The 22,422-nt window shown below is 62.7% G+C and carries 17 protein-coding genes; 1 reads left to right on the forward strand and 16 read right to left on the reverse strand.

Annotated features, from left to right (window positions below; all coding sequences use genetic code 11):
• Window positions 1-230: 230 nt before the first annotated feature.
• A complete protein-coding gene (locus tag KYE46_RS17340; protein WP_219002459.1) occupies window positions 231-1,133 on the forward strand; it encodes an OmpA family protein in 903 nt (300 codons plus the stop codon).
• Between the two features lie 332 nt (window positions 1,134-1,465).
• Here the strand turns inward: KYE46_RS17340 and KYE46_RS17345 are convergent, their stop codons facing one another.
• From KYE46_RS17345 to rpoB, 16 genes are all read right to left on the reverse strand, one after another.
• Complete coding sequence (locus KYE46_RS17345; RefSeq protein WP_219002461.1) at window positions 1,466-1,762, reverse strand: 50S ribosomal protein L23; 297 nt, start codon at window positions 1,760-1,762, stop codon at window positions 1,466-1,468.
• Window positions 1,759-2,379 (reverse strand): 50S ribosomal protein L4, encoded by a 621-nt coding sequence (gene rplD, locus KYE46_RS17350; protein WP_219002463.1) that lies wholly within the window; start codon window positions 2,377-2,379, stop codon window positions 1,759-1,761. The genes KYE46_RS17345 and rplD overlap by 4 nt, the downstream gene beginning before the upstream one ends.
• A 1-nt stretch (window position 2,380) precedes the next feature.
• Window positions 2,381-3,217, reverse strand: a complete 837-nt coding sequence (rplC, locus tag KYE46_RS17355) for a 50S ribosomal protein L3 (protein WP_219002465.1) — start codon at window positions 3,215-3,217, stop codon at window positions 2,381-2,383.
• 15 nt (window positions 3,218-3,232) lie between these two features.
• Window positions 3,233-3,544, reverse strand: coding sequence for a 30S ribosomal protein S10 (gene rpsJ, locus KYE46_RS17360; protein WP_011453707.1), 312 nt, complete (start codon window positions 3,542-3,544; stop codon window positions 3,233-3,235).
• A 160-nt stretch (window positions 3,545-3,704) separates the two neighbouring features.
• The gene (locus tag KYE46_RS17365) at window positions 3,705-4,853 is read right to left on the reverse strand and encodes an acyltransferase family protein (RefSeq protein WP_219002467.1); all 1,149 of its coding nucleotides are present in this window, start codon (window positions 4,851-4,853) and stop codon (window positions 3,705-3,707) included.
• On the reverse strand, window positions 4,850-5,869 hold the full coding sequence (locus KYE46_RS17370; RefSeq protein ID WP_219002469.1) for a sterol desaturase family protein: 1,020 nt from the start codon (window positions 5,867-5,869) through the stop codon (window positions 4,850-4,852). Before KYE46_RS17370 ends, KYE46_RS17365 begins: the two co-directional genes overlap by 4 nt.
• A gap of 288 nt (window positions 5,870-6,157) precedes the next feature.
• Window positions 6,158-7,333, reverse strand: a complete 1,176-nt coding sequence (gene tuf, locus KYE46_RS17375; protein ID WP_219002472.1) for an elongation factor Tu — start codon at window positions 7,331-7,333, stop codon at window positions 6,158-6,160.
• A 75-nt stretch (window positions 7,334-7,408) separates the two neighbouring features.
• Complete coding sequence (gene fusA / locus KYE46_RS17380) at window positions 7,409-9,526, reverse strand: elongation factor G (protein WP_219002474.1); 2,118 nt, start codon at window positions 9,524-9,526, stop codon at window positions 7,409-7,411.
• Window positions 9,527-9,651: 125 nt separating this feature from the next.
• A complete protein-coding gene (gene rpsG / locus KYE46_RS17385; protein ID WP_219002476.1) occupies window positions 9,652-10,122 on the reverse strand; it encodes a 30S ribosomal protein S7 in 471 nt (156 codons plus the stop codon).
• A gap of 12 nt (window positions 10,123-10,134) precedes the next feature.
• A complete protein-coding gene (rpsL, locus tag KYE46_RS17390; RefSeq protein WP_219002478.1) occupies window positions 10,135-10,506 on the reverse strand; it encodes a 30S ribosomal protein S12 in 372 nt (123 codons plus the stop codon).
• A 254-nt stretch (window positions 10,507-10,760) separates the two neighbouring features.
• On the reverse strand, window positions 10,761-11,588 hold the full coding sequence (locus tag KYE46_RS17395) for a putative rhamnosyl transferase (protein WP_219002479.1): 828 nt from the start codon (window positions 11,586-11,588) through the stop codon (window positions 10,761-10,763).
• Window positions 11,581-12,447: a DMT family transporter gene (locus KYE46_RS17400; protein WP_219002481.1), complete on the reverse strand. Its 867-nt coding sequence runs from the start codon at window positions 12,445-12,447 to the stop codon at window positions 11,581-11,583. Before KYE46_RS17400 ends, KYE46_RS17395 begins: the two co-directional genes overlap by 8 nt.
• The gene (locus KYE46_RS17405; protein WP_219002484.1) at window positions 12,444-13,349 is read right to left on the reverse strand and encodes a putative rhamnosyl transferase; all 906 of its coding nucleotides are present in this window, start codon (window positions 13,347-13,349) and stop codon (window positions 12,444-12,446) included. The genes KYE46_RS17400 and KYE46_RS17405 overlap by 4 nt, the downstream gene beginning before the upstream one ends.
• Window positions 13,350-13,430: 81 nt before the next feature.
• Window positions 13,431-13,784 carry a VOC family protein gene (locus KYE46_RS17410; RefSeq protein ID WP_219002485.1) on the reverse strand — a complete coding sequence of 118 codons (354 nt, stop codon included), beginning with the start codon at window positions 13,782-13,784 and terminating at the stop codon, window positions 13,431-13,433.
• A gap of 123 nt (window positions 13,785-13,907) precedes the next feature.
• Complete coding sequence (gene rpoC, locus KYE46_RS17415) at window positions 13,908-18,122, reverse strand: DNA-directed RNA polymerase subunit beta' (RefSeq protein WP_219002487.1); 4,215 nt, start codon at window positions 18,120-18,122, stop codon at window positions 13,908-13,910.
• A 95-nt stretch (window positions 18,123-18,217) separates the two neighbouring features.
• Window positions 18,218-22,357: a DNA-directed RNA polymerase subunit beta gene (rpoB, locus tag KYE46_RS17420; protein WP_219002489.1), complete on the reverse strand. Its 4,140-nt coding sequence runs from the start codon at window positions 22,355-22,357 to the stop codon at window positions 18,218-18,220.
• Window positions 22,358-22,422: the final 65 nt, after the last annotated feature.

Genomic DNA, 22,422 nt, shown 5'->3' on the forward strand with positions numbered 1-22,422 from the left:
CACCCCCGATGTTATAGGCCCCCGTAGGTGCCCGACTTGAGCGCTTGTCGCGGGAACAGGTCAGACCCGCTACCACGACAAACAAACAGAGCCCCGGACGAATCCGGGGCTGTGCCGATGGGGTCTGTTAGGGGGTGCGGGGTGCGGGGTCAAGGGGGGCGAACCATCCCCTTGCAAAGAGGCCCGTTCTGTCGAAACTCCAAGCCATTGATTATAAGGAACCCCTTCGCATGAAACACATTGCTTTGATGGCCGCCCTTTGTGCAAGCGTCAGCCTGGCCTCCGCCCAGACCCCAATTACCTATACCGATTCCGCCGGTGGCGAGGTGCTGCTGCCCTTGGGCGATCTTTCTTTCGCAGACCAGGTCGTTGCGCGCAGTGTCGGCTCCGGCACCATCGCAACCACGGCTGAGCTGCCGGGCGCCACCCTCGGATCGCCCGATTACAGCGGCAACGTGAACGACGGGTCTTTTCTTTCGTTAGGCTGCGACGGCACGGTGGAGCTTCTGTTTGCCGACAACGCCCTGATCGACGTGCCCGGCCCGGATCTCTACGTCTTCGAGGTCGGCCCCCGGGTCGAGGGGATGTTCCTGGCGATTTCTGAGGATGGTGTCGAATGGACCGACGTCGGCGCCATCACCGGCGGGCGCGCAGAGGTCGATATCGCGGGCCTTTCCGCACCGGGTGCCAGCTATCGCTTCGTGCGGTTGACCGACGACGGTGAGGGTTGTGGCACAAACTTCGCCGGCGCCGACGTCGATGCGGTTGCCGCGATCGGCACGGCGCTGCGATTCACCCTCGATGCCGCCGTCCTCTTCGACGTGGACAGCTTCACCCTGCGCCCCGAGGCGCTCGCCGAGATCAACGCGGTTGCCGCCCAGATCAGCGCTGCGAATGTCGGCTCGCTCAACGTGATCGGCCATACGGACTCCACCGGCTCCGCCGACTACAACATGACGCTGTCGCTGCAACGTTCGGCCAGCGTGCGGGCACAACTGCTGCAGACGACCGCCCTTGCCAATCTTCCCATCACAACCGCGGGGCGAGGTGAACTGGAGCCGATCGCCAGCAACGACACGGAAGCCGGGCGCCAAGCAAACCGCCGGGTCGAGATCATCGCCGTCCCGAACTGACCGCCTGACCGCGCGCGCAGCGCTCCCCGGCGCGCGCCGCCGCTTTTGAGGCTCGCGCTCTGGCCATTTTTGCCGTGGCCAGGGTTGCCCCTTCCCTCGAACCGCATCGCGCCATACTCGCCGCCGTCACAGCTGAAGCAGACGGATAGGACAGCGGTGGAACCGGAAGCGGACCATTCCAATTTGATCGGAGTGCCAAGGCGACCGGCGGCCCGACGGTGTTGCCCCAGGACTGACCCGATGCCATCGCGAAAAGAAAAACCCCGGCCGCATCGCTGCTGCCGGGGCTTCCCATGTCTCTCACCGCAGGGATCAGCCTGCGCGCACCGGGCTCAGAGGCCGGTGGTGACGTCGATCGTGTTGCCCTCTTCGAGCGTAACGTAGGCCTTCTTCACGTCCTTGCGGGTGCCGAGCTGGCCCCGGAAACGCTTGACCTTGCCCTTGGTGATGGTCGTGTTCACGGCCTTCACCTTCACACCAAAGACAGCCTCGATGGCCTCCTTGATCTGCGGCTTGTTGCTGTCGATGGCCACTTCGAAGACCACGGCACCGTTTTCGGATGCCATCGTGGTTTTCTCGGTGATCAGCGGCTTGCGGATCACGTCGTAGTGCTTTGCGTCTGCGCTCATTTCAACCGAGCCTCCAGTGCTTCGACACCCGCTTTCGTGATCACCAGCGTGTCACGCTTGAGGATGTCATAGACGTTGGCGCCCATGGTCGGCAGCACATCGAGACCCTCGATGTTGCGTGCGGCCTGAGCGAAGTTTGCGTCCACGTCCGACCCGTCGATGATCAGCGCGCGCTTCCAACCCATCTCCTTCACCTGCTTGGCAAGTGCGGAAGTCTTGGGATCGTCCATCGCGATGGAATCGATGATCACCAGGCGGCCTTCTGCGGCCTTGGCGGAGAGTGCGTGGCGAAGGCCCAACTTGCGGAACTTCTTGGTCAGCTCGTGGCCGTGGCTACGGGGCGTCGGGCCCTTGTAGACACCACCCCCGCGGAAGATCGGAGCCGAACGTGCGCCGTGGCGTGCGCCGCCGGTGCCCTTCTGGCGATAGATCTTCTTGGTGGAGTAGCTGACCTCGCGGCGCGTTTTCACCTTGTGGGTGCCCTGCTGCGCGTTGTTGCGCTGCCAGCGGACCACACGGTGCAGGATGTCGGCGCGCGGCTCGAGACCGAAGAGGGCCTCGTCCAGGTCGACCGAGCCGGCTTTCTTGCCGTCAAGTTTGATAACGTCGACTTTCATCTTATTCACCGTCCTTCTGTTCTGCATCGCCAGCAGTTTCGTCAGCCTCTGCGGCCTCCATCGCTGCTTGCTCTGCGGCGGCTGCTTCTGCGGCGGCTGCGGCTTCTTCTGCTGCGGCTGCTGCGGCTGCCTCTTCGGCGGCCTTGGCGGCTTCCTCAGCGGCGGAACGCAGGGCGGCGGGCAGGATGGCGTTCTCGGGGAATGCCTTCTTCACCGCGTCCTTGACCGTAACCCAACCACCTTTGGAGCCGGGAACGGCGCCTTTGATCATGATCAGACCACGGTCGGTATCGGTGCGCACAACCTGAAGGTTCTGCGTGGTGACACGGGCCGCACCCATGTGACCGGCCATCTTCTTGCCCTTGAACACCTTGCCGGGGTCCTGACACTGACCGGTGGAGCCGTGCGAACGGTGCGAGATCGACACACCGTGCGTCGCGCGCAGGCCGCCGAAGTTGTGCCGCTTCATGGCACCGGCGAAGCCCTTACCGATCGAGGTGCCGGTGACGTCGACGTACTGGCCCTCGAAGTAATGGTCGGCGATGATTTCCTCGCCAACGTCGATCAGGTTGTCGGCATCGACGCGGAATTCCACAAGCTTGCGCTTGGGCTCCACGTTGGCCTTCGCGAAGTGACCGCGCAGGGGCGCAGACGTCCGCTTGGCTTTCGCCGTGCCAGCGCCAAGCTGAACGGCGGAATAGCCGTCAGAGTCGGAAGTCTTCTTGGCAACAACCTGAAGTTTTTCCAATTGAAGAACGGTCACAGGAACCTGCTTGCCGTCTTCCATGAAGAGGCGGGTCATGCCGACCTTCTTCGCAATTACACCAGAGCGCAACATGGTCAGTAGCCCTCCTTAAACCTTGATCTCGACATCCACGCCAGCGGCGAGGTCGAGCTTCATCAGCGCGTCCACCGTCTGGGGGGTCGGATCAACAATGTCCAAAAGACGCTTGTGCGTCCGGATTTCCCACTGATCGCGGGACTTCTTGTCCACGTGCGGGCCACGGAGAACCGTGAACTTTTCGATCTTGTTGGGAAGCGGGATAGGTCCGCGTACCTGTGCGCCCGTGCGCTTTGCGGTGTTCACGATTTCCTGCGTGGAAGCGTCGAGAACCCGGTAGTCAAACGCCTTCAGGCGGATGCGGATGTTCTGGCTGACTGCCATGTGACATCACCCTTTACTTAGGGTCTAGATCGGAGAGGAGGACAACGGCTCATCCGGCACCCTCATCGCGTCTTATTCGTCCAACGGAAAAGGGCGCGCATGGCTAGCGCACCCTGTTGGATAGCGCGCGTATAGGCGGAGTCGCGCGAGGGAGCAAGCCTTATTGCGCGCGATCCGCAATCGGGCGCGACACCGCGCCGGTAACGCCGCGCGGCAGGCTCTCGGCCATGGCGCGCAAGGCATTGCGGAAGGGCACGATCGGACGCTCGAAGACCTGCGCGAAGGCCAACCCGACCGCGAGCGCGCCCAACAAGAGCGCCGCATCCCGCCCGACCATGACGGGAAGCGCGGCGTCCAACAGGTGCAGGGCCGGGTAATGGGTGACATAGACCGAGAAGCTGGCGCCGGCCAGCCAGCGGATTGCGTCGCCCGTGGTCCCGGCCCCGCTGTCCGCGGCCTGCGCCCGGCGCGTGATCGCGACCACGCCGACAAGATGCACGGTGGTGAAGAGGGCGATCAACGTGTTCCAGATCACCTCGTCCGAGAAGCCCAGAACGATCCGGGCATCCGGCACCCCAAGCGCCTGAGCCGTCGCGGTGGAGAGGATCTCCGGCACTCCTGTCGCCTGACAGGCGAGATAGGCCACAGGTCCAAGAAGCGCGAGACACCAGCGCGTGGTGCCGCGCAGCGCCGTGAGCTCATCCGACGCGATCCGGCGCCAGAGCCACACTCCGCAAAGCCATGCCGGTGCCAGCAGCAGAACGTTGAGCCCGACCAGCATGATGGAAACCAGCAGCAACAGGGCGCGACGCGCGCCGGTCGTGAACATGGCAACGGCGAACATCAGGTAATAGGCCGCCTCGTAGCTAAGCGACCAGAGCGGGCCGTTGGTTCCAAGGCGCAGGCGGCCGATCCCGGTCCATTCGTTGGAAAAGCTCACGCCGCGCATCAGGATGGTCCCCCACTCCTGCGGCTGATAGAAAGGATACGGATAGGCGGCGGGATCAAGCCGCAGGCCTATTGCGTCGAAAGCGAGCGTGAGCAGCAGCGCCGGCAACAAGACGGTCCAGAGCCGTGTCAGCCGGTTGAAGGTGAACCGCCCGAGCGTCCGGTCGCGGTCTGCGGCAAAGGCGATCACGAGGCCTGAGACGACAAAGAAAACGATCACGGCATCGCTGCCGACGTTCCAGTCGCGCAGGTAGGCATATTGCGTTCCGGTGAAGCGCGGGTAGGCCAGATGCGACAAGACCACGATCAGCGTTGCCGCGACGCGAAGCGCATCGAGCCAGATCGACAGCCCCCGTGTCATTCAGCGGGCTCCATCCGGGTCGGCGGCGTGACCGGATGCGGCGCAGTCTCAGGACGTGTGACCCAATCGATCCCGGTGGCCTCTTCCAGCGCTTCGGCGAAGGGTTTGAAGAGAGCCGCGCGCAAGGTGGGATGCGGCTGTGGGATCTCGTTGCCCACGGCATCGGCAAGACCGAAATCAAGCTGCTCCTCGCCGTCGGTCACATAGAGCGTGCCGAACATCCAGTCCCAGATCGCCAGCACTTCGCCGTAGTTCAGGTTGTGGTGCTTCACCGCACGGGAATGGTGGATCTGGTGCTGCGCGGGCGAGATGAAAATATGCTCCATCACCGGCCCGTAGCTGAGCCAGACATGGCTGTGCCGCAGGTTGGCTCCGAGCAGGTTGAACACGAAGTAGCCCGCATTGGCGCCGCCGATGGTCAGCAGGTCGATCTCGCCCATCAGCAGGAACAGGACCAGCGCCTGCACGATGCCAATGATCAGGCTGTAGATCAGGTTGCGCACCACGAGGAAGACGGGATGGTTCCGGTTCGCCGTCAACGGTGTGAGCACCTCGGCGGAATGGTGCAGCGCGTGGAACGGCCAGAGGTAGCGGTTCTCGTGATGCAGGTAATGGGCCCAGTATTTGCAGAAATCCATCGCAACGAGCATCAAGACGGTGGCCAGCGCCGATCGTCCCCATGTGACGTCGAGAGGCTGGAATCCGCCCGGCTGAAACGCGACGAGTTGCGACAGCACGATGATCGTCACCGCGGGAATCAGGAGCACTGCCCCAAGGATACCGGCAGCCCCGAGGATCAGGTTGACGCAGAAGATCTTCAGATCAAGCAGGTTCGATCGATGGCGGTAGACCTTCCGCGGCAGGATGAACTCCACGAAGCGGCCCGGCCGTCCGCGGGCACACCAGATGCCGAAGACCAGAACGACGGTCGCCAGGATGTAGAACACGGCAAGGCGCGAATTCCATCCCAGGAAGGTTGCCTGAAGGCTCGACAAGATAGAATTGAGCAAATCCATGCGCCGGGGTTCCTGCTTTCTTTTGAGGAGCTATCGCATGGGATTGGGGACAGAATATGACGATTTGCGGGCCGGATTTTCCTTGGGAGGCGCCAGATCCGCTTTCGTTGCGCGTGTTGAGGCGGACCCTCCGGGGGGAGTTGTATTTGCCAAGATGAAGGGGGAGCGGTGTGGGCTGCGGGGGCGCGGCTTGGGTGGGTGGTTCGGTGCGCGGGGGGAGTGGCGCAGCAAAAAGGCCGCCCGGGTGGGGCGGCCTTCTCGGGTCTTACATCGCTGGTGCGGTTGCGATCACTCGATGATCTTGGCAACCACGCCGGCGCCGACGGTGCGGCCGCCTTCACGGATGGCGAAGCGCAGGCCGTCTTCCATCGCGATCGGTGCGATCAGCTCGACGTTGAACTTCAGGTTGTCGCCCGGCATCACCATCTCGGTGCCTGCGGGAAGCTCAACCGTGCCGGTCACGTCCGTCGTGCGGAAGTAGAACTGCGGGCGGTAGTTGGCGAAGAACGGCGTGTGACGGCCACCCTCGTCCTTGGTGAGGATGTAGGCCTCGGCCTCGAACTTGGTGTGCGGCGTCACGGAGTTCGGCTTGCACAGAACCTGGCCACGCTCGACACCGTCACGGTCCACACCGCGCAGCAGGGCGCCGATGTTGTCGCCGGCTTCACCACGGTCCAGCAGCTTGCGGAACATTTCAACGCCCGTGCAGGTCGTCTTCGTGGTGTCGCGGATGCCGACGATCTCGATCTCGTCGCCCACGTTGATCACGCCACGCTCGACACGACCGGTCACAACCGTACCGCGACCGGAGATCGAGAACACGTCCTCGACCGGCATCAGGAAGGGCTGGTCCACGGCGCGTGCGGGCGTCGGGATGTACTCGTCCACAGCCGCCATCAGCTTGTCGATGGAGTCTTTGCCGATCGCGTCGTCACGGCCTTCCAGAGCGGCCAGGGCCGAACCGGGGATGACCGGGATGTCGTCGCCGGGGTACTCGTAGGAGGACAGCAGCTCGCGGATCTCCATCTCGACGAGCTCCAGCAGCTCCTCGTCGTCAACCTGGTCGACCTTGTTCATGTAGACGACCATGTAGGGGATGCCGACCTGACGACCGAGCAGGATGTGCTCGCGGGTCTGGGGCATCGGGCCGTCGGCCGCGTTCACAACCAGGATCGCGCCGTCCATCTGCGCCGCACCGGTGATCATGTTCTTCACGTAGTCGGCGTGGCCGGGGCAGTCGACGTGGGCGTAGTGACGGGTCTCCGTCTCGTATTCCACGTGCGCCGTGGAGATCGTGATCCCGCGCGCCCGCTCCTCAGGAGCCGAGTCGATCGACGCGTAATCCTGAAAATCGCCAAACTGCTTCGTGATCGCAGCCGTCAGCGTCGTCTTGCCGTGGTCAACGTGACCAATCGTGCCGATGTTCACATGCGGCTTAGAACGTTCAAACTTTTCCTTTGCCATGATGGCCTCCTTAGTGTGTTTGGGCACGCCTTCGGCGGCCCAACGGTTGGGGCGGGCGGATGATCCGCCCCGCCGTTATGCGTATTTCGCTTGGATCTCGTCGGAGATGTTCTGCGGAACCGGTTCGTAGTGGTCGAACTGCATCGAGAACTGCGCGCGGCCCGAAGACATGGAGCGCAGGGTGTTGATGTAGCCGAACATGTTGGCCAGCGGCACGAAGGCGTCGATCGCGATGGCGTTGCCGCGCGTATCCTGACCCTGCACCTGGCCCCGACGGGACGTCAGGTCACCGATGATGCCACCGGTGTAATCTTCCGGCGTGATGACCTCGACCTTCATGATCGGCTCGAGCAGCTTCGCGCCGGCCTTCCGCATCCCTTCACGCATGCCCATGCGGGCCGCGATTTCGAATGCGAGGACCGAGGAGTCAACGTCGTGGAACTTACCGTCCAGCAGCTGAACCTTGAAGTCGATCACGGGGAAGCCCGCGAGCGGACCACTGTCCATGACGGACTTGATGCCCTTCTCGACGCCGGGGATGTATTCCTTCGGAACCGCACCACCAACGATCTTGGACTCGAACGAGTAGCCTTCGCCCGGCTCCGTGGGGGAGATGAGCAGTTTGACTTCAGCGTACTGACCCGAACCACCCGACTGTTTCTTGTGGGTGTAGGTGTGCTCGACTTCGTGACCGATGGTCTCACGGTAAGCCACCTGCGGCGCACCGATGTTGGCCTCGACCTTGAACTCGCGCTTCATGCGGTCGACGAGAATGTCGAGGTGGAGTTCGCCCATGCCACGCATGATGGTCTGGCCGGATTCCAGGTCGGTCTCGACACGGAAGGAGGGGTCTTCGGCGGACAGACGCTGCAGCGCCTGGGCCATTTTCTCCTGGTCCGCCTTGGTCTTCGGCTCGACGGCAATCTCGATCACCGGATCGGGGAACGTCATCGTTTCCAGAACCACCGGATCATTCTTGTCGCAGAGGGTGTCACCGGTCGTGGTGTTCTTCAGACCACCCAACGCGATGATGTCGCCGGCATATGCCTCTTCGATCTCTTCGCGGTTGTTGGAGTGCATCATCATCATCCGACCAACGCGCTCGGTGTTGCCCTTGGTCGAGTTGATCATGCTGTCGCCCTTGCGGAGCTGACCGGAGTAAACGCGCACGAAGGTCAGCGAGCCGACGAAGGGGTCGTTCATGATCTTGAACGCCAGGCCCGAGAACGGCATGTCGTCATCCGCGCGGCGCGGGATGTTGCGGGTCTCGGTCTCGTCGCCGGGCTTGAAGCCCATGTAGTCGACCACGTCGAGCGGGCTCGGCAGGTAGTCGATCACGGCGTTGAGCAGCGGCTGGACGCCCTTGTTCTTGAACGCGGAGCCACCCAGAACCGGTACGAAGGACAGCGACAGCGTGCCCTTGCGCAGCAATTTGCGCAGGGTCGGCACGTCGGGCTCTTCGCCTTCGAGGTAGGCTTCCATGGCGTCGTCGTCCATTTCGACGGCGTTCTCGATCATCTTGGCGCGCCATTCCTGCGCCATGTCCTTCAGGCTGTCGCGGATCGGAGCCTTGATCCAGGACGCGCCGAGGTCTTCGCCCTGCCACAGCCACTCTTCCATGGTGACAAGGTCGATCAGGCCTTCCAGCTCGTTCTCGGCACCGATCGGGATACCGACGGGAACGGCGGTCGCGCCGGTGCGGTCTTCGATCATGTGGACGCAGTTGAAGAAGTCGGCGCCGATCTTGTCCATCTTGTTGACGAACACGATGCGCGGAACCTTGTAGCGGTCGGCCTGGCGCCAGACGGTTTCGGTCTGGGGCTCGACACCGGCGTTGGCGTCAAGCACGGCAACCGCGCCGTCGAGAACCGCCAGCGAACGCTCGACTTCAATGGTGAAGTCCACGTGGCCGGGGGTGTCGATGATGTTCATGCGGTGCTTGGGCGTGTCGGCGGTCTCGCCGTCTTCGGTACGCTCCCAGAACGTGGTCGTCGCAGCGGAGGTAATCGTGATGCCACGCTCCTGCTCCTGCTCCATCCAGTCCATCGTGGCCGCACCATCGTGCACCTCACCGAGGTTGTGGGATTTACCTGTGTAGAACAGGATTCGTTCGGAACAGGTGGTCTTGCCCGCATCGATGTGGGCCATGATTCCGAAGTTCCGGTAGCGCTCGAGGGGATAATCGCGTGCCATGGGATGTCCTAAGACTAAAGTTTAAACGGGGAAGCGGCCCCCGGACGGGGCCGCCTTGTCGCGTAGGGACGCCAGATAAATCCGGCGCCGGACAGATGCCAGCGCCAAATCTATGGACGCCGAAATTACCAACGGTAGTGGCTGAACGCGCGGTTGGCGTCGGCCATCTTGTGGGTGTCTTCGCGCTTCTTGACGGCGGAACCACGCATGTTGACTGCATCCACCAGCTCACCGGCCAGACGCTCTTCCATGGTGTTTTCGTTACGGGCGCGGGAAGCGTTGATCAGCCAGCGGATGGCCAGTGCTTCGCGACGCTCGGGGCGCACATCGACGGGCACCTGGTAGGTGGCACCACCCACACGGCGGGAGCGGACTTCCACGGCGGGTTTGATGTTTTCGAGCGCTTCGTGGAAAACTTCCACGGGCGCGCGCTTGAGCTTGCCTTCGACGCGGTCAAAGGCGTTGTAAACAATCTTCTCAGCGACGGATTTCTTGCCGTCGATCATCAGGTTGTTCATGAATTTGGTCAGGACCATATCGCCGAACTTGGCGTCGGGCAGGACCTGGCGTTTCTCGGCGGCGTGACGACGTGACATCTGCTGCTCTCCTTATTTGGGGCGCTTGGCGCCGTACTTCGAACGACGCTGGCGACGGTCTTTGACGCCTTGCGTATCGAGTACACCGCGCAGGATGTGGTAACGCACACCGGGAAGGTCTTTTACACGACCGCCGCGGATCAGGACCACGGAGTGCTCCTGAAGGTTGTGGCTTTCACCGGGGATGTAGCTGATGACCTCGTAACCGTTGGTCAGACGCACCTTGGCGACTTTCCGCATGGCCGAGTTCGGCTTCTTCGGCGTGGTGGTATAAACGCGTGTGCAGACGCCGCGCTTCTGCGGGCAGCCTTCCATGTGCTGAGACTTGGAGCGTTTTACTTTAGGCTGCCGCGGCTTGCGGATCAGCTGCTGAATCGTTGGCATGGGGTCTCCCCGGTTTGCATCATCATGTCTGGCGTCCCATGCGCGGCCAAACCGCATAGACAACACCAAAACCGCGTGGTCCCTTCCCTACCTGGAGGACGCCGCGGAGGAATTTCCAGAGGATCAAGGCGCTTAAAATGCCCGGATCGTGGCCACTCAGAACTGTAGTTTGGCATCACGGGACACGGGACGCGTCCTAGCCAGATGGGCGCCGTATAGGCGGAGTCGCTCAGGCTGTCAACAGCGCCTCGGGGTCACGCGACAAGGCTGCGCCACGCGGCCTCAAATGCTGGAAGATCAATGGCAAAGCGACGTTGAAGCAGCGGCGCGATCTCTTCCGGCGGGATCGGCACCGGCTGCCCTGCCCCGAAGGGCGTGCGGGCGTCGTTATGGGCGTGATCGCCGCGGATGAACATCACGCTGTCGGTGAGGTTCACGAAGGGCACCCGCGCCCAGATCTTGTGGTGCGGGAAGTCCATGACGATGGCCTCATCCTCGGGCTTCAGGAAGATCGCGAGCCCTGCCGACCAGCAATGGGTGTTGAGCACATGGGGCTTGAGGCCGCCATCCGGCTGCGCTTCCAGCACCATGCCCTTGCCGTGATCCAGCGCCACCCGGCCATGGAAATTCGCCAGCCGAGCCACCTTGCCCCACCCGCGGCGCAACTGCTGCACGTAATCTATCGCCACGGCGTCATCGTCATCCAGCCGGAACTCCGCGACCACCGTGCGGGTGGCCTCTCGTCCGCCCCAGAGCACATCGCGGCAGATCGCCCGGTGATCCCCCGGCTCGCGCCAATGGGGTTGGATCTGTGGCACATCGGCAATCGCCGCCTCGACCCGGTCGCGCCAGGGCTTGGGAAGGTCTTCTCCCATCAGAAGATGCAGGGTGAAATCCTTGTCGGTCTGCGCGCGGAGCGGGGGGAGGAACACATGCTCGAACCAGAGCGTCCGCTGGTCCAGCCGATCCGGCGCATAGAGCGCGGCGCGGCGTTCCTCGAGGCTTTCGTGATACTTCTTGAAGCCGCCGGTGCAGGGAAAGGAGAAGCGGCAGAGCCCTTGGACCTGAACCCCCTCAGCCATGTTTCACCTGCCTTTCCCGGATCAGGGTGAAGACCCCCATCACCACCACGATCACGGCCCCGGTCAGCGCGAGGGCATTGGGAAGCTCGGCAAAGACGAGCCAGCCCATGACCAGCGCGAATACGAGAGAACTGTAGCGGAAGGGCGCGGTGACGGCGACCTCGCCCACCCGCATCACGAGGATCGAGAAGACGTAGCCGCCGATGATGAAAAAGGCGGCAAGCGCCAGCAGCGCTGCGTGGTCCGCCTGCAGGGGCACCCATTCCTCGGTCACCATCATCACGCCGCCGAAGACGCAGATCGCGGCGGCGGTGATGACGGCGACAGTCATCGACGGCAACTCCGGTGAGAAACTGCGGGTCACGAGGTCGCGGCCGGCGACCAGCACCACCGTGACCAGCGCCAGCAGGGAGTAGCTGTTGAACCCCTCCGCGCCCGGCTGCACGATCAACAGCACACCGAAGGCGCCGACACAGATCGCGCTCAACCGGCGCCAGCCGACCTGCTCCTTGAACATCAGTGCCGCGCCGAGGGTCACGGCCAGCGGAAGCGCCGAGAGGATGGCGGTCGCATTGGCGATCTGCATGTTGATCAAGGCGGTCAGGAAAGTGACCATCGCGACGATCTCGAACAGGGTGCGCAGTGCGACCTTGCCCCGATCCGGGCGCGGGACGTGGAAGCTCAACTTGCCGAATGCCGCCACCGTGAGGGTCAGCAGAAGGGTCGTCAGCAGACCCCGCAGAAAGACGATCTGAAACAACGGTAACTCATCGGCCAGAAGCTTCACCACCACATCGTTGAGGGTGAATGCCGCCATCGAGCCCATCATCAGGAGGGAGCCCTTGAGGTTCGGCGTCATGTGTCGTCGCCTGTCCCGGATGCATCCGCCCGCGCCTCGGCCGCAAGCTGACGCGCCATGCCCGAGCCCTCCTCCTGCAGCTTCTGCATCATCGGCAGCAGCCGCTTGGGGTTCAGGCCGAACCGTTCGCGAAAGAGCTTGCGGGCCTGCCAATCCGGCAGCTGTCGCGCGCCGGGCGGGATTGAGCGATCGCTGTCGTTGTGGCCGTGCAGGGTGCGGACGAACATGTACTCATGGGGGTCGATCCAGCACCGCGCGTTGCAGGCGAGCTTGCGGTGGTTCCAGCGGTAGATGTTGTGCTGGCTGTCGGGGTGATGGATCATCGCCGAGGCAAGCCCAAGGGGCTGCGGCTCGGAGTAATCCCAGAACTGATCCTCGTCGCGCTTCATGTCCCAGTAGATGCCGCGGTGAAAGCACACGGCAGCGGGAACCTCGGCAGTCGCCCATCCGAGCTTGATCAGGTTGTCCGCGATCTCTCGGGTCCGCTCGATGTAATCGCGGCCCACCGCGTCATCATCGTCTAGCCGGAACCCGGTGATGAAGTCCGCCTCCTCCTCGTCCAGCCCGCGCCGGAACGCGCGGCGGGTAGAGTTCAGCGGCCCCGCCGCCTCCAGTGTCGCGATGCGCAGGAAGGGGTACTTGTCCGCCAGCCGCTTGAGCCGCTTGCGGAAATGAAACGGCATCGTGTCCCCGATCAGCGCCACGAGGGTGAAGTCGGGGTCAGTCTGCGCCGCGAGCGACGGCAGGCAGATGTTCTCGAAATAGGCGAAGCGGCGCTGCATCCGACCCGGCGCATAGAGGATCGCCGCGGCCTCCTCCGCCCCGCCCTTCAACGTGCGGAAACCGGCGTCGCCGAGGTAAGAGAAGCGACACACGCCGATGATCTTGTTCACAGCACTCATGAAACGCCCCTAACCTCCCGTTAAGGCGGAAGTTAGGCGAATTGGCCCGAGGGGGGAATCCCCCTTGGCCGGAGGTCGTTTCTAAGCCTCTGCCTCCGGTGCGCTCCATACGGCCATCTCGGTGCCGCCGGGTTCGCGGAACTGGAACCGACGACCGCCGGGAAAGCTGAAGATCTCTTTCGTGATCTCGGCGCCCGCGGCTTTGACCCGCGCCAGCATGGCTTCCAGATCATCGGCTTTCAGAACCGGTAGCGGCGGGCGCAGATCGCCCCGCACGATCCCGCCGCCCAGACCGGCGCCTTGAATGTCCCTGTAGTCGGGCCCGTAGTCGATGTAGCTCCACCCGAAGGCTTCCGAGAAGAAGGCTTGTGTCTTCTCCAGCTCGGGCGAGGTGAACTCGATATAGTCGATCGGGGGGTGGGCATCTTGAGACATCAGGACAACTCGCTGGCAGGGGAACATTACCGGAACCTTAGCAAAGGCCGGGCCTGAAACCACACGAAAAAACGCCCCGCTGTTTCCAACGGGGCGTTTACAATCTCTTGAAGCGACGCGGCCTTATTCGGCAGTGTCACCCTCAGGCGTGGGCTCTTCCTCGACCGGAGCAGCAAGAGCTGCGGCGGCTTCGGCTTCGGCCTGCGCGGCGTCGACGACCTTCTGGTCACGGCTCTTTGCAATCCGCTCGACCTCTTGCGTCGCACCACCGGTGCCCGCCGGGATCAGACGACCCACGATGACGTTCTCTTTCAGACCGACCAGCTTGTCCCGCTTGCCCTGAACCGAAGCCTCGGTCAGCACGCGCGTGGTTTCTTGGAAGGACGCGGCAGAGATGAAGCTGCGGGTCTGCAGCGACGCCTTGGTGATACCCAGAAGGATCGGTTCGCCCTGTGCCGGACGACGACCGTCGCGGACCGCCTTCTCGTTGGCAGCCACGAACTCGGCCTTGTCGACATGCTCGCCCTTGAGCAGCGTGGTCTCGCCGGAGTCCTGGATCTCCCACTTCTGGAGCATCTGACGAACGATAACCTCGATGTGCTTATCGTTGATCTTCACGCCCTGCAGTCGGTACACGTCCTGCACCTCGGCGATCATGTAATCGGCCAGAGCCTCGACACCCAACACCGCGAGGATGTCGTGCGGCGCGGGGTTGCCGTCCATGATGTAGTCACCAACCTGCACGAAGTCGCCTTCGGCAACGGGGATATGCTTGCCCTTGGGCACCATGTATTCCACGGGCTCGAGGCTTTCGTCCGCAGGAACAATGCCGATCCGGCGCTTGTTCTTGAAGTCACGGCCGAATTTCACATAACCGTCGATCTCGGCGATGATCGCGTGATCCTTGGGACGACGTGCTTCGAAGAGTTCGGCCACACGCGGCAGACCACCGGTAATGTCCTTCGTCTTCGCACCTTCCCGCGGGATACGCGCAATCACGTCACCGGCCTTGATCGCCTGACCTTCTTCGATCGAGAGGATCGCATCCACCGACATCGTGTAGATCACCGGGTTGCCCTGCTCGTTGCGCATCGGCTCACCGTCGTCGTCGGCGATGATGATCTCGGGCTTCAGCTCGTTGCCTTTGGGGGCAGTGCGCCAATCCGAGACGATCTTCTGGGTCATGCCGGTCGCATCGTCCGTCTCGTCGCGGATCGAGATCCCCGAGATCAGATCGACAAACTTCGCCGTACCGGCAGCTTCCGCGATGATCGGCAGGGTATAGGGATCCCATTCAAACAGACGGTCGCCACGGGAGACCATCGCGCCGTCTTCGACAAGCACATTGGTACCGTAGCCGAGCTTGAACGAGGCCCGCTCGGAGCCCTGCTCGTCCAGGATCGCCAGTACCATGTTCCGGCCCATGACGACGCTTTCGCCAGCTGCGTTCTTCAGCAGGTTGGCGTTGCGGAATTCGACCTTGCCGTCGACGTTCACTTCCTGGAACGACTGCTGACCACCCTGGGCAACGCCGCCGATGTGGAAGGTCCGCATCGTCAGCTGTGTACCCGGCTCACCAATCGACTGCGCCGCGATGATGCCCACGGCTTCGCCGGTGTTCACCTTCGTACCGCGTGCAAGGTCACGACCGTAACACGTCGCGCAAACGCCCTCTTCCGCCTCACAGGTCAGCGGCGAACGCATCTGCATGGTGGTGACACCCGCGGCTTCCACCGCATCGGCCTTGCGCTCGTCGATCAGCTCGCCCTTGGAGACGATGATCTCTTCCGTACCCGGAATGAAGACATCCTCACCCGCGGTCCGGCCCAGAATACGCTCGGCCAGGGACGCCACGACTTCACCGTCGTTGACGGCCGCTTCGGCCTTGATCGTGTTCTCGGTGCCGCAATCATCCAGACGCACGATGCAATCCTGCGCCACGTCCACGAGACGACGGGTCAGGTAACCCGAGTTCGCCGTCTTCAGAGCCGTATCCGACAGACCCTTACGGGCACCGTGGGTGGAGTTGAAGTATTCAAGAACGGTCAGACCTTCCTTGAAGTTCGAGATGATCGGCGTCTCGATGATTTCGCCGTTCGGCTTGGCCATCAGGCCGCGCATGCCGCCCAACTGCTTCATCTGGGTGACCGAGCCACGGGCACCGGAGTGGGCCATCATGTAGACCGAGTTCGGCTCCATCTCTGCGCCCGCCTCGTCCCGCTTGGAGGCCGAGATCGTGCCCATCATGGCGTCGGTGACCTTGTCGTTCACCTTCGACCACGAGTCGATCACCTTGTTGTACTTTTCGCCCTGGGTAATCAGGCCGTCCATGTACTGCTGTTCGAACTCCTTCACCTGATCGCGCGCCTCGTCGACGAGCTCCCACTTGGTGTCGGGGATGACCATGTCGTCCTTGCCGAACGAGATGCCGGCCTTGAACGCTTCGCGGAAGCCCATCGTCATGATCTGGTCGCAGAAAATGACCGACTCCTTCTGACCGCAATAGCGGTAGACGGTGTCGATGACCTGCTGAACTTCCTTCTTCCGGAGAAGACGGTTCACCAGATCGAAAGGTGCCTTCGCATTCAGCGGCAGCAGGGCACCAAGCAGGACGCGACCGGGTGTGGTCTCGAACCGCTTCATGTACTCGTTGCCTTCCTCGTCGATCTGCGTGAGGCGCGCGGTGATCTTGGAGTGCAGGTGGATTTCACCGGCATCCAGCGCGTGACGCACCTCGTCCACGTCGGCAAACATCATGCCTTCGCCCTTCATGCCTTCACGGGCAAGGGTGACGTAGTAGAGGCCGAGGATCATGTCCTGCGACGGAACGATGATCGGCGCGCCGTTGGCGGGCGACAGAACGTTGTTCGTCGACATCATCAGGACGCGCGCTTCCAGCTGCGCTTCCAGCGACAGCGGGACGTGCACGGCCATCTGGTCGCCGTCGAAGTCCGCGTTGAACGCCGAGCAGACCAGCGGATGAAGCTGGATCGCCTTGCCTTCGATCAGAACGGGCTCGAACGCCTGAATGCCAAGACGGTGCAGCGTGGGCGCGCGGTTCAGCAGAACCGGATGCTCACGGATGACCTCGTCGAGGATATCCCAGACCTCGGGACGCTCTTTCTCGACCAGCTTCTTGGCTTGCTTCACGGTGGAAGACAGGCCCTTGGCCTCAAGGCGCGAGTAGATGAACGGCTTGAACAGCTCCAGCGCCATCTTCTTCGGCAGGCCGCACTGGTGCAGCTTCAGCTCGGGGCCGGTCACGATGACCGAACGCCCCGAGAAGTCGACGCGCTTACCCAGAAGGTTCTGACGGAAGCGGCCCTGCTTGCCCTTCAGCATGTCGCTGAGCGATTTCAGCGGACGCTTGTTGGCACCGGTGATGACCCGGCCACGACGGCCGTTGTCGAACAGAGCGTCGACGGATTCCTGCAGCATCCGCTTTTCGTTGCGGATGATGATGTCCGGCGCGCGCAGCTCGATCAGGCGCTTGAGGCGGTTGTTGCGGTTGATCACCCGACGATACAGGTCGTTGAGGTCGGAGGTCGCGAAACGGCCACCGTCCAGCGGCACCAGCGGGCGCAGCTCTGGCGGAATGACCGGAACGACGGTCATGACCATCCACTCGGGGCGGTTGCCCGACTCGAGGAAGGATTCGACGATCTTCAGACGCTTGATGATCTTTTTCGGCTTCAGCTCGCCGGTGGCCTCCTTGAGGTCCTCGCGCAGCTGGTTGGCCTCGTTCTCGAGGTCGATCTGGGACAGCATCTCGCGGATCGCTTCCGCACCAATGTTGGCCTGGAACGCGTCGGCGCCGTAGGCGTCCTGGGCGTCCATGTATTCCTCTTCGCCCATCAGCTGACCGTATTGCAGGTCGGTGAGGCCGGGCTCGATCACCACGTAGTTCTCGAAGTAGAGGATCCGCTCGAGGTCACGCAGGGTCATGTCCAGCATCAGGCCGATGCGCGACGGCAGCGACTTGAGGAACCAGATGTGCGCGACGGGAGCCGCCAGTTCGATGTGGCCCATGCGCTCGCGGCGGACCTTCTGCAGCGTGACTTCCACACCGCATTTCTCGCAGACAACGCCGCGATACTTCATCCGCTTGTATTTGCCGCAAAGGCATTCGTAGTCCTTGATCGGCCCGAAGATACGAGCACAGAACAGGCCGTCACGCTCGGGCTTGAACGTGCGGTAGTTGATCGTCTCGGGCTTCTTGATCTCCCCGTAGGACCAGCTGAGGATGCGCTCGGGCGAGGCGAGCGAGACCTTGATCTCGTCGAATGCCTTGGGCGGCGTCAGCGGGTTGAACGGGTTGTTTGTAAGTTCCTGGTTCATGCGAGTACCTCGAATATCGTGCAAAGGGAGGGGCGGGGTGCGACAACGCGCGCCCTGCCCGGGGGCCGTTGGGCGGGGTTACCCCGCCAGTTGGCTCACTCCTCACCCTCCGCATCCAGGAGTTCCATGTTGAGGCCCAGGCCGCGGACCTCTTTGACGAGAACGTTGAACGATTCCGGTACGCCGGCCTCGAAGTTGTCCTCACCCTTGACGATGCTCTCGTAGACCTTGGTCCGGCCTGCCACGTCATCCGACTTCACCGTCAGCATCTCCTGCAGGGTGTAGGCGGCGCCGTAAGCTTCCAGAGCCCAGACCTCCATCTCACCGAAGCGCTGACCACCGAACTGCGCCTTACCACCCAACGGCTGTTGCGTAACGAGCGAGTACGGTCCCGTGGAACGGGCGTGGATCTTGTCGTCGACAAGGTGGTGCAGCTTCAGCAGGTATTTGACACCCACCGTCACCTCACGGGCGAATTGCTCACCGGTACGACCGTCGAACAGTTTCGACTGGCCCGAGGTGGAGAAGCCCGCGCGGATCAGCGCATCGTTCACGTCCGCTTCCTTCGCACCGTCGAAGACGGGCGTTGCAATCGGAACGCCCTTGGTGACGTTGCCAGCGGCCTCGAGCAGCGAGTCCTCGTCGCGGGACGCGAAGGCCTCTTCATAGACCTCGTCGCCGTAAGCGATCTTCAGAGCATCGCGCACCGGGGTCATGTCGCCGGAGCGGCGATATTCGTCGAGTGCCTCGTCGATCTGCAGACCCATGCCGCGCGCGGCCCAACCCATGTGGGTTTCAAGGATCTGACCGACGTTCATCCGCGAAGGCACGCCGAGCGGGTTGAGCACGAAGTCGACCGGGGTACCGTCTGCGAGGAACGGCATGTCCTCCATCGGCACCACTTTCGAGATCACACCCTTGTTTCCGTGACGACCGGCCATCTTGTCGCCCGGCTGAAGCTTGCGCTTCACGGCGATGAAGACCTTGACCATCTTCATCACGCCCGGGGGCAGATCGTCGCCGCGACGGACTTTCTCGACCTTGTCCTCGAACCGGTGATCGAGCGCGCGCTTCTGCGCGTCGAACTGCTGGTTCAGGGCTTCGATGTGAGCCGCGTCCTGCTCGTCTTCCAGAGCAAGCTGCCACCACTGGCCGCGGGACAGCTGACCGTCCAGCAGGTCTTCCGTGATGACCGTGTTGGGCTTCACGCCTTTCGGGCCTTTCACAGCCGTCTTGCCAAGGATCATGCCGCGCAGACGGGCGTAGATGTTCCGCTCGAGGATCACCAGCTCGTCGTCCCGGTCACGGGCCAGACGCTCGACTTCTTCCCGCTCGATCTGAAGGGCACGTTCGTCCTTCTCCACACCGTGGCGGTTGAAGACGCGCACTTCCACGATCGTGCCGTAGTCGCCGGGCTTCACGCGCAGCGAGGTGTCACGAACGTCCGAGGCCTTTTCACCGAAGATGGCGCGCAGAAGCTTTTCTTCCGGCGTCATCGGGCTCTCGCCCTTCGGGGTGATCTTGCCGACGAGAATGTCACCCGGCTCCACTTCGGCGCCGATGTAGACGATGCCCGCCTCGTCGAGGTTCCGGAGCGCTTCCTCGCCGACGTTGGGAATGTCACGGGTGATCTCTTCCGGTCCAAGCTTCGTGTCACGGGCGGCGACTTCGAATTCCTCGATGTGGATCGAGGTGAAGACGTCATCGCGCGAGATCCGCTCGGAGATCAGGATCGAGTCCTCGTAGTTGTAGCCGTTCCACGGCATGAACGCGACGATCACGTTCTTGCCGAGCGCCAGTTCACCGATGTCCGTGGAGGGACCGTCGGCGATCACTTCGCCCTTGCCGACCGTGTCACCCACCTTCACCAGCGGACGCTGGTTGATGCAGGTGTTCTGGTTCGAGCGCTGGAACTTGCGCAGACGGTAGATGTCCACGCCCGCGTCACCCAACTCGAGGTCTTCGGTCGCCCGGATCACGATACGCTGTGCGTCGACCTGGTCGATGACACCGCCACGCTTGGCCATGATCGCAGCGCCGGAGTCCTTGGCCACGACGGCCTCGATCCCGGTGCCCACGAAGGGCGCGTCCGCTTGCAGAAGCGGCACGGCCTGACGTTGCATGTTCGAGCCCATGAGGGCGCGGTTGGCGTCGTCGTTCTCGAGGAACGGGATCAGCGATGCGGCGACGGAGACCAACTGCTTGGGCGACACGTCGATCAGGTCGATCGCCTCGCGGGGGTTCAGCGTGTATTCCCCGGACATCCGCGTGTTGACCATGTCGTTCACGAAACGGCCGTTCTCATCGAGGTTGGCGTTCGCCTGCGCCACGGTGTGACGCATTTCCTCGGTCGCGGACATGTAGACCACGTCGTCGGTGACAACGGCGTCGTTCACGCGGCGGTAGGGGGTCTCGATGAAGCCGTACTTGTTCACGCGAGCATAGGTCGCCAACGAGTTGATCAGGCCGATGTTCGGACCTTCCGGCGTTTCAATCGGGCACATCCGACCATAGTGGGTAGGGTGAACGTCGCGGACCTCAAAGCCCGCACGCTCGCGGGTCAGACCACCCGGCCCGAGCGCGGAGAGACGACGCTTGTGCGTCACTTCCGAAAGCGGGTTCGTCTGGTCCATGAACTGCGACAGCTGCGAAGAGCCGAAGAACTCGCGCACGGCGGCAGCCGCGGGCTTGGCGTTGATCAGGTCCTGCGGCATGACCGTGTCGATCTCGACGGAGGACATACGCTCCTTGATCGCGCGCTCCATGCGCAGGAGACCCACGCGATACTGGTTCTCCATCAGCTCGCCAACCGACCGCACCCGGCGGTTGCCGAGGTGGTCGATGTCGTCGATGTCGCCGCGGCCATCGCGCAGCTCCACCAGCGCCTTGACGCAGGAGATGATGTCTTCCTTGCGCAGGGTGCGCATGGTGTCTTCCGCGTCCAGATCGAGACGCATGTTCATCTTCACCCGGCCCACGGCCGAGAGGTCGTAACGCTCGCTGTCGAAGAAGAGCTGGTCGAACAGGGTCGACGCGGCTTCAACGGTGGGCGGCTCGCCCGGACGCATGACGCGGTAGATGTCCATCAGCGCGGATTCGCGGTTGATGTTCTTGTCCACGGCCAGCGTGTTGCGGATGTAGGGACCGACGTTGACGTTATCGATGTCGAGCACGGGGATCTCGGTGATGCCCGCGTCGATCAGCTCTTTCAGCGTACCGCCGCTGACTTCGCCGTCCTTGCCGATTTCCCACGTCAACTCGTCACCGGCTTCGACGTAGATCGCACCGGTTTCCTCGTTGATGATATCCTTGGCCGCATAGCGCCCGATGATGCCGTCGAAGGGCACCAGCAGGTTCTCGATCTGGCCCTCGTCGATCCACTTCTTGACCGCGCGGGGGGTGACCTTCTTGCCGGCCTCGGCGATCACTTCACCGGTGTTGGCGTCGACGAGGTCCGCCGTCGGACGGGTGCCACGAACCCGCTCGGGGAAGAACTTCGTGGACCAGCCTTCGCCTTTGACCATCTTGTAGGTGACGGTGTCGTAATAGGCATCCATGATGCCTTCCTGGTCCAGACCCAGAGCGTAAAGCAGGGTGGTCACAGGCAGCTTGCGACGACGGTCGATGCGCGAGAAGACGATGTCCTTGGCGTCGAACTCGAAGTCCAGCCAAGAGCCGCGGTAGGGGATGATGCGGCAGGCAAAGAGCAGCTTGCCCGAGGAATGGGTCTTGCCCTTGTCGTGGTCGAAGAACACGCCGGGGGAGCGGTGCATCTGGGATACGATCACACGCTCGGTGCCGTTCACGACGAAGGTGCCGTTCGGCGTCATCAGGGGCATGTCGCCCATGAACACGTCTTGTTCCTTGATGTCCTTGACGGACTTCGCGCCGGTGTCCTCATCGATATCGAACACGATGAGCCGCAGCGTCACCTTGAGGGGCGCGGCATAGGTGAGGTCGCGCTGCTGGCACTCCTCAACATCGAACTTCGGCGTCTCCAGCTCGTACTTGACGAACTCGAGGATCGCGGTTTCGTTGAAATCCTTGATCGGGAAAACCGACTGGAAGACACCCTTGATGCCTTCGCCGTCCATCGGCTCCATCTGATCGCCCGACTTCAGGAACAGGTCGTAGGACGACTTCTGAACCTCGATCAGGTTCGGCATTTCCAGCACTTCGCGGATTTTACCGTAGAATTTGCGGATTCGTTTCTGGCCTGCGTAAGTTTGCGCCATGTTCGATCGCACCTTTCGTTTCTCGCGCCTCCCTCATGCCGTCGGGGCCCGGCTGAGGGTAGCAA

The organism is Gymnodinialimonas ceratoperidinii (assembly GCF_019297855.1).
Classification (GTDB): Bacteria; Pseudomonadota; Alphaproteobacteria; order Rhodobacterales; family Rhodobacteraceae; genus Gymnodinialimonas; species Gymnodinialimonas ceratoperidinii.

What these genes read in the sequence shown, in the direction of transcription:
- KYE46_RS17345 (WP_219002461.1), bottom strand. Translation starts at nt 1,762, where the DNA reads ATGAGCGCAGACGCAAAGCACTACGACGTGATCCGCAAGCCGCTGATC.
- rpoC (WP_219002487.1), bottom strand. Translation starts at nt 18,122, where the DNA reads ATGAACCAGGAACTTACAAACAACCCGTTCAACCCGCTGACGCCGCCC.
- rpsL (WP_219002478.1), bottom strand. Translation starts at nt 10,506, where the DNA reads ATGCCAACGATTCAGCAGCTGATCCGCAAGCCGCGGCAGCCTAAAGTA.
- rplC (WP_219002465.1), bottom strand. Translation starts at nt 3,217, where the DNA reads ATGTTGCGCTCTGGTGTAATTGCGAAGAAGGTCGGCATGACCCGCCTC.
- tuf (WP_219002472.1), bottom strand. Translation starts at nt 7,333, where the DNA reads ATGGCAAAGGAAAAGTTTGAACGTTCTAAGCCGCATGTGAACATCGGC.
- fusA (WP_219002474.1), bottom strand. Translation starts at nt 9,526, where the DNA reads ATGGCACGCGATTATCCCCTCGAGCGCTACCGGAACTTCGGAATCATG.
- rplD (WP_219002463.1), bottom strand. Translation starts at nt 2,379, where the DNA reads ATGAAAGTCGACGTTATCAAACTTGACGGCAAGAAAGCCGGCTCGGTC.
- KYE46_RS17365 (WP_219002467.1), bottom strand. Translation starts at nt 4,853, where the DNA reads ATGACACGGGGGCTGTCGATCTGGCTCGATGCGCTTCGCGTCGCGGCA.
- KYE46_RS17405 (WP_219002484.1), bottom strand. Translation starts at nt 13,349, where the DNA reads ATGAGTGCTGTGAACAAGATCATCGGCGTGTGTCGCTTCTCTTACCTC.
- KYE46_RS17400 (WP_219002481.1), bottom strand. Translation starts at nt 12,447, where the DNA reads ATGACGCCGAACCTCAAGGGCTCCCTCCTGATGATGGGCTCGATGGCG.
- KYE46_RS17340 (WP_219002459.1), top strand. Translation starts at nt 231, where the DNA reads ATGAAACACATTGCTTTGATGGCCGCCCTTTGTGCAAGCGTCAGCCTG.
- rpsJ (WP_011453707.1), bottom strand. Translation starts at nt 3,544, where the DNA reads ATGGCAGTCAGCCAGAACATCCGCATCCGCCTGAAGGCGTTTGACTAC.
- KYE46_RS17370 (WP_219002469.1), bottom strand. Translation starts at nt 5,869, where the DNA reads ATGGATTTGCTCAATTCTATCTTGTCGAGCCTTCAGGCAACCTTCCTG.
- rpsG (WP_219002476.1), bottom strand. Translation starts at nt 10,122, where the DNA reads ATGTCACGTCGTCACGCCGCCGAGAAACGCCAGGTCCTGCCCGACGCC.
- rpoB (WP_219002489.1), bottom strand. Translation starts at nt 22,357, where the DNA reads ATGGCGCAAACTTACGCAGGCCAGAAACGAATCCGCAAATTCTACGGT.
- KYE46_RS17410 (WP_219002485.1), bottom strand. Translation starts at nt 13,784, where the DNA reads ATGTCTCAAGATGCCCACCCCCCGATCGACTATATCGAGTTCACCTCG.
- KYE46_RS17395 (WP_219002479.1), bottom strand. Translation starts at nt 11,588, where the DNA reads ATGGCTGAGGGGGTTCAGGTCCAAGGGCTCTGCCGCTTCTCCTTTCCC.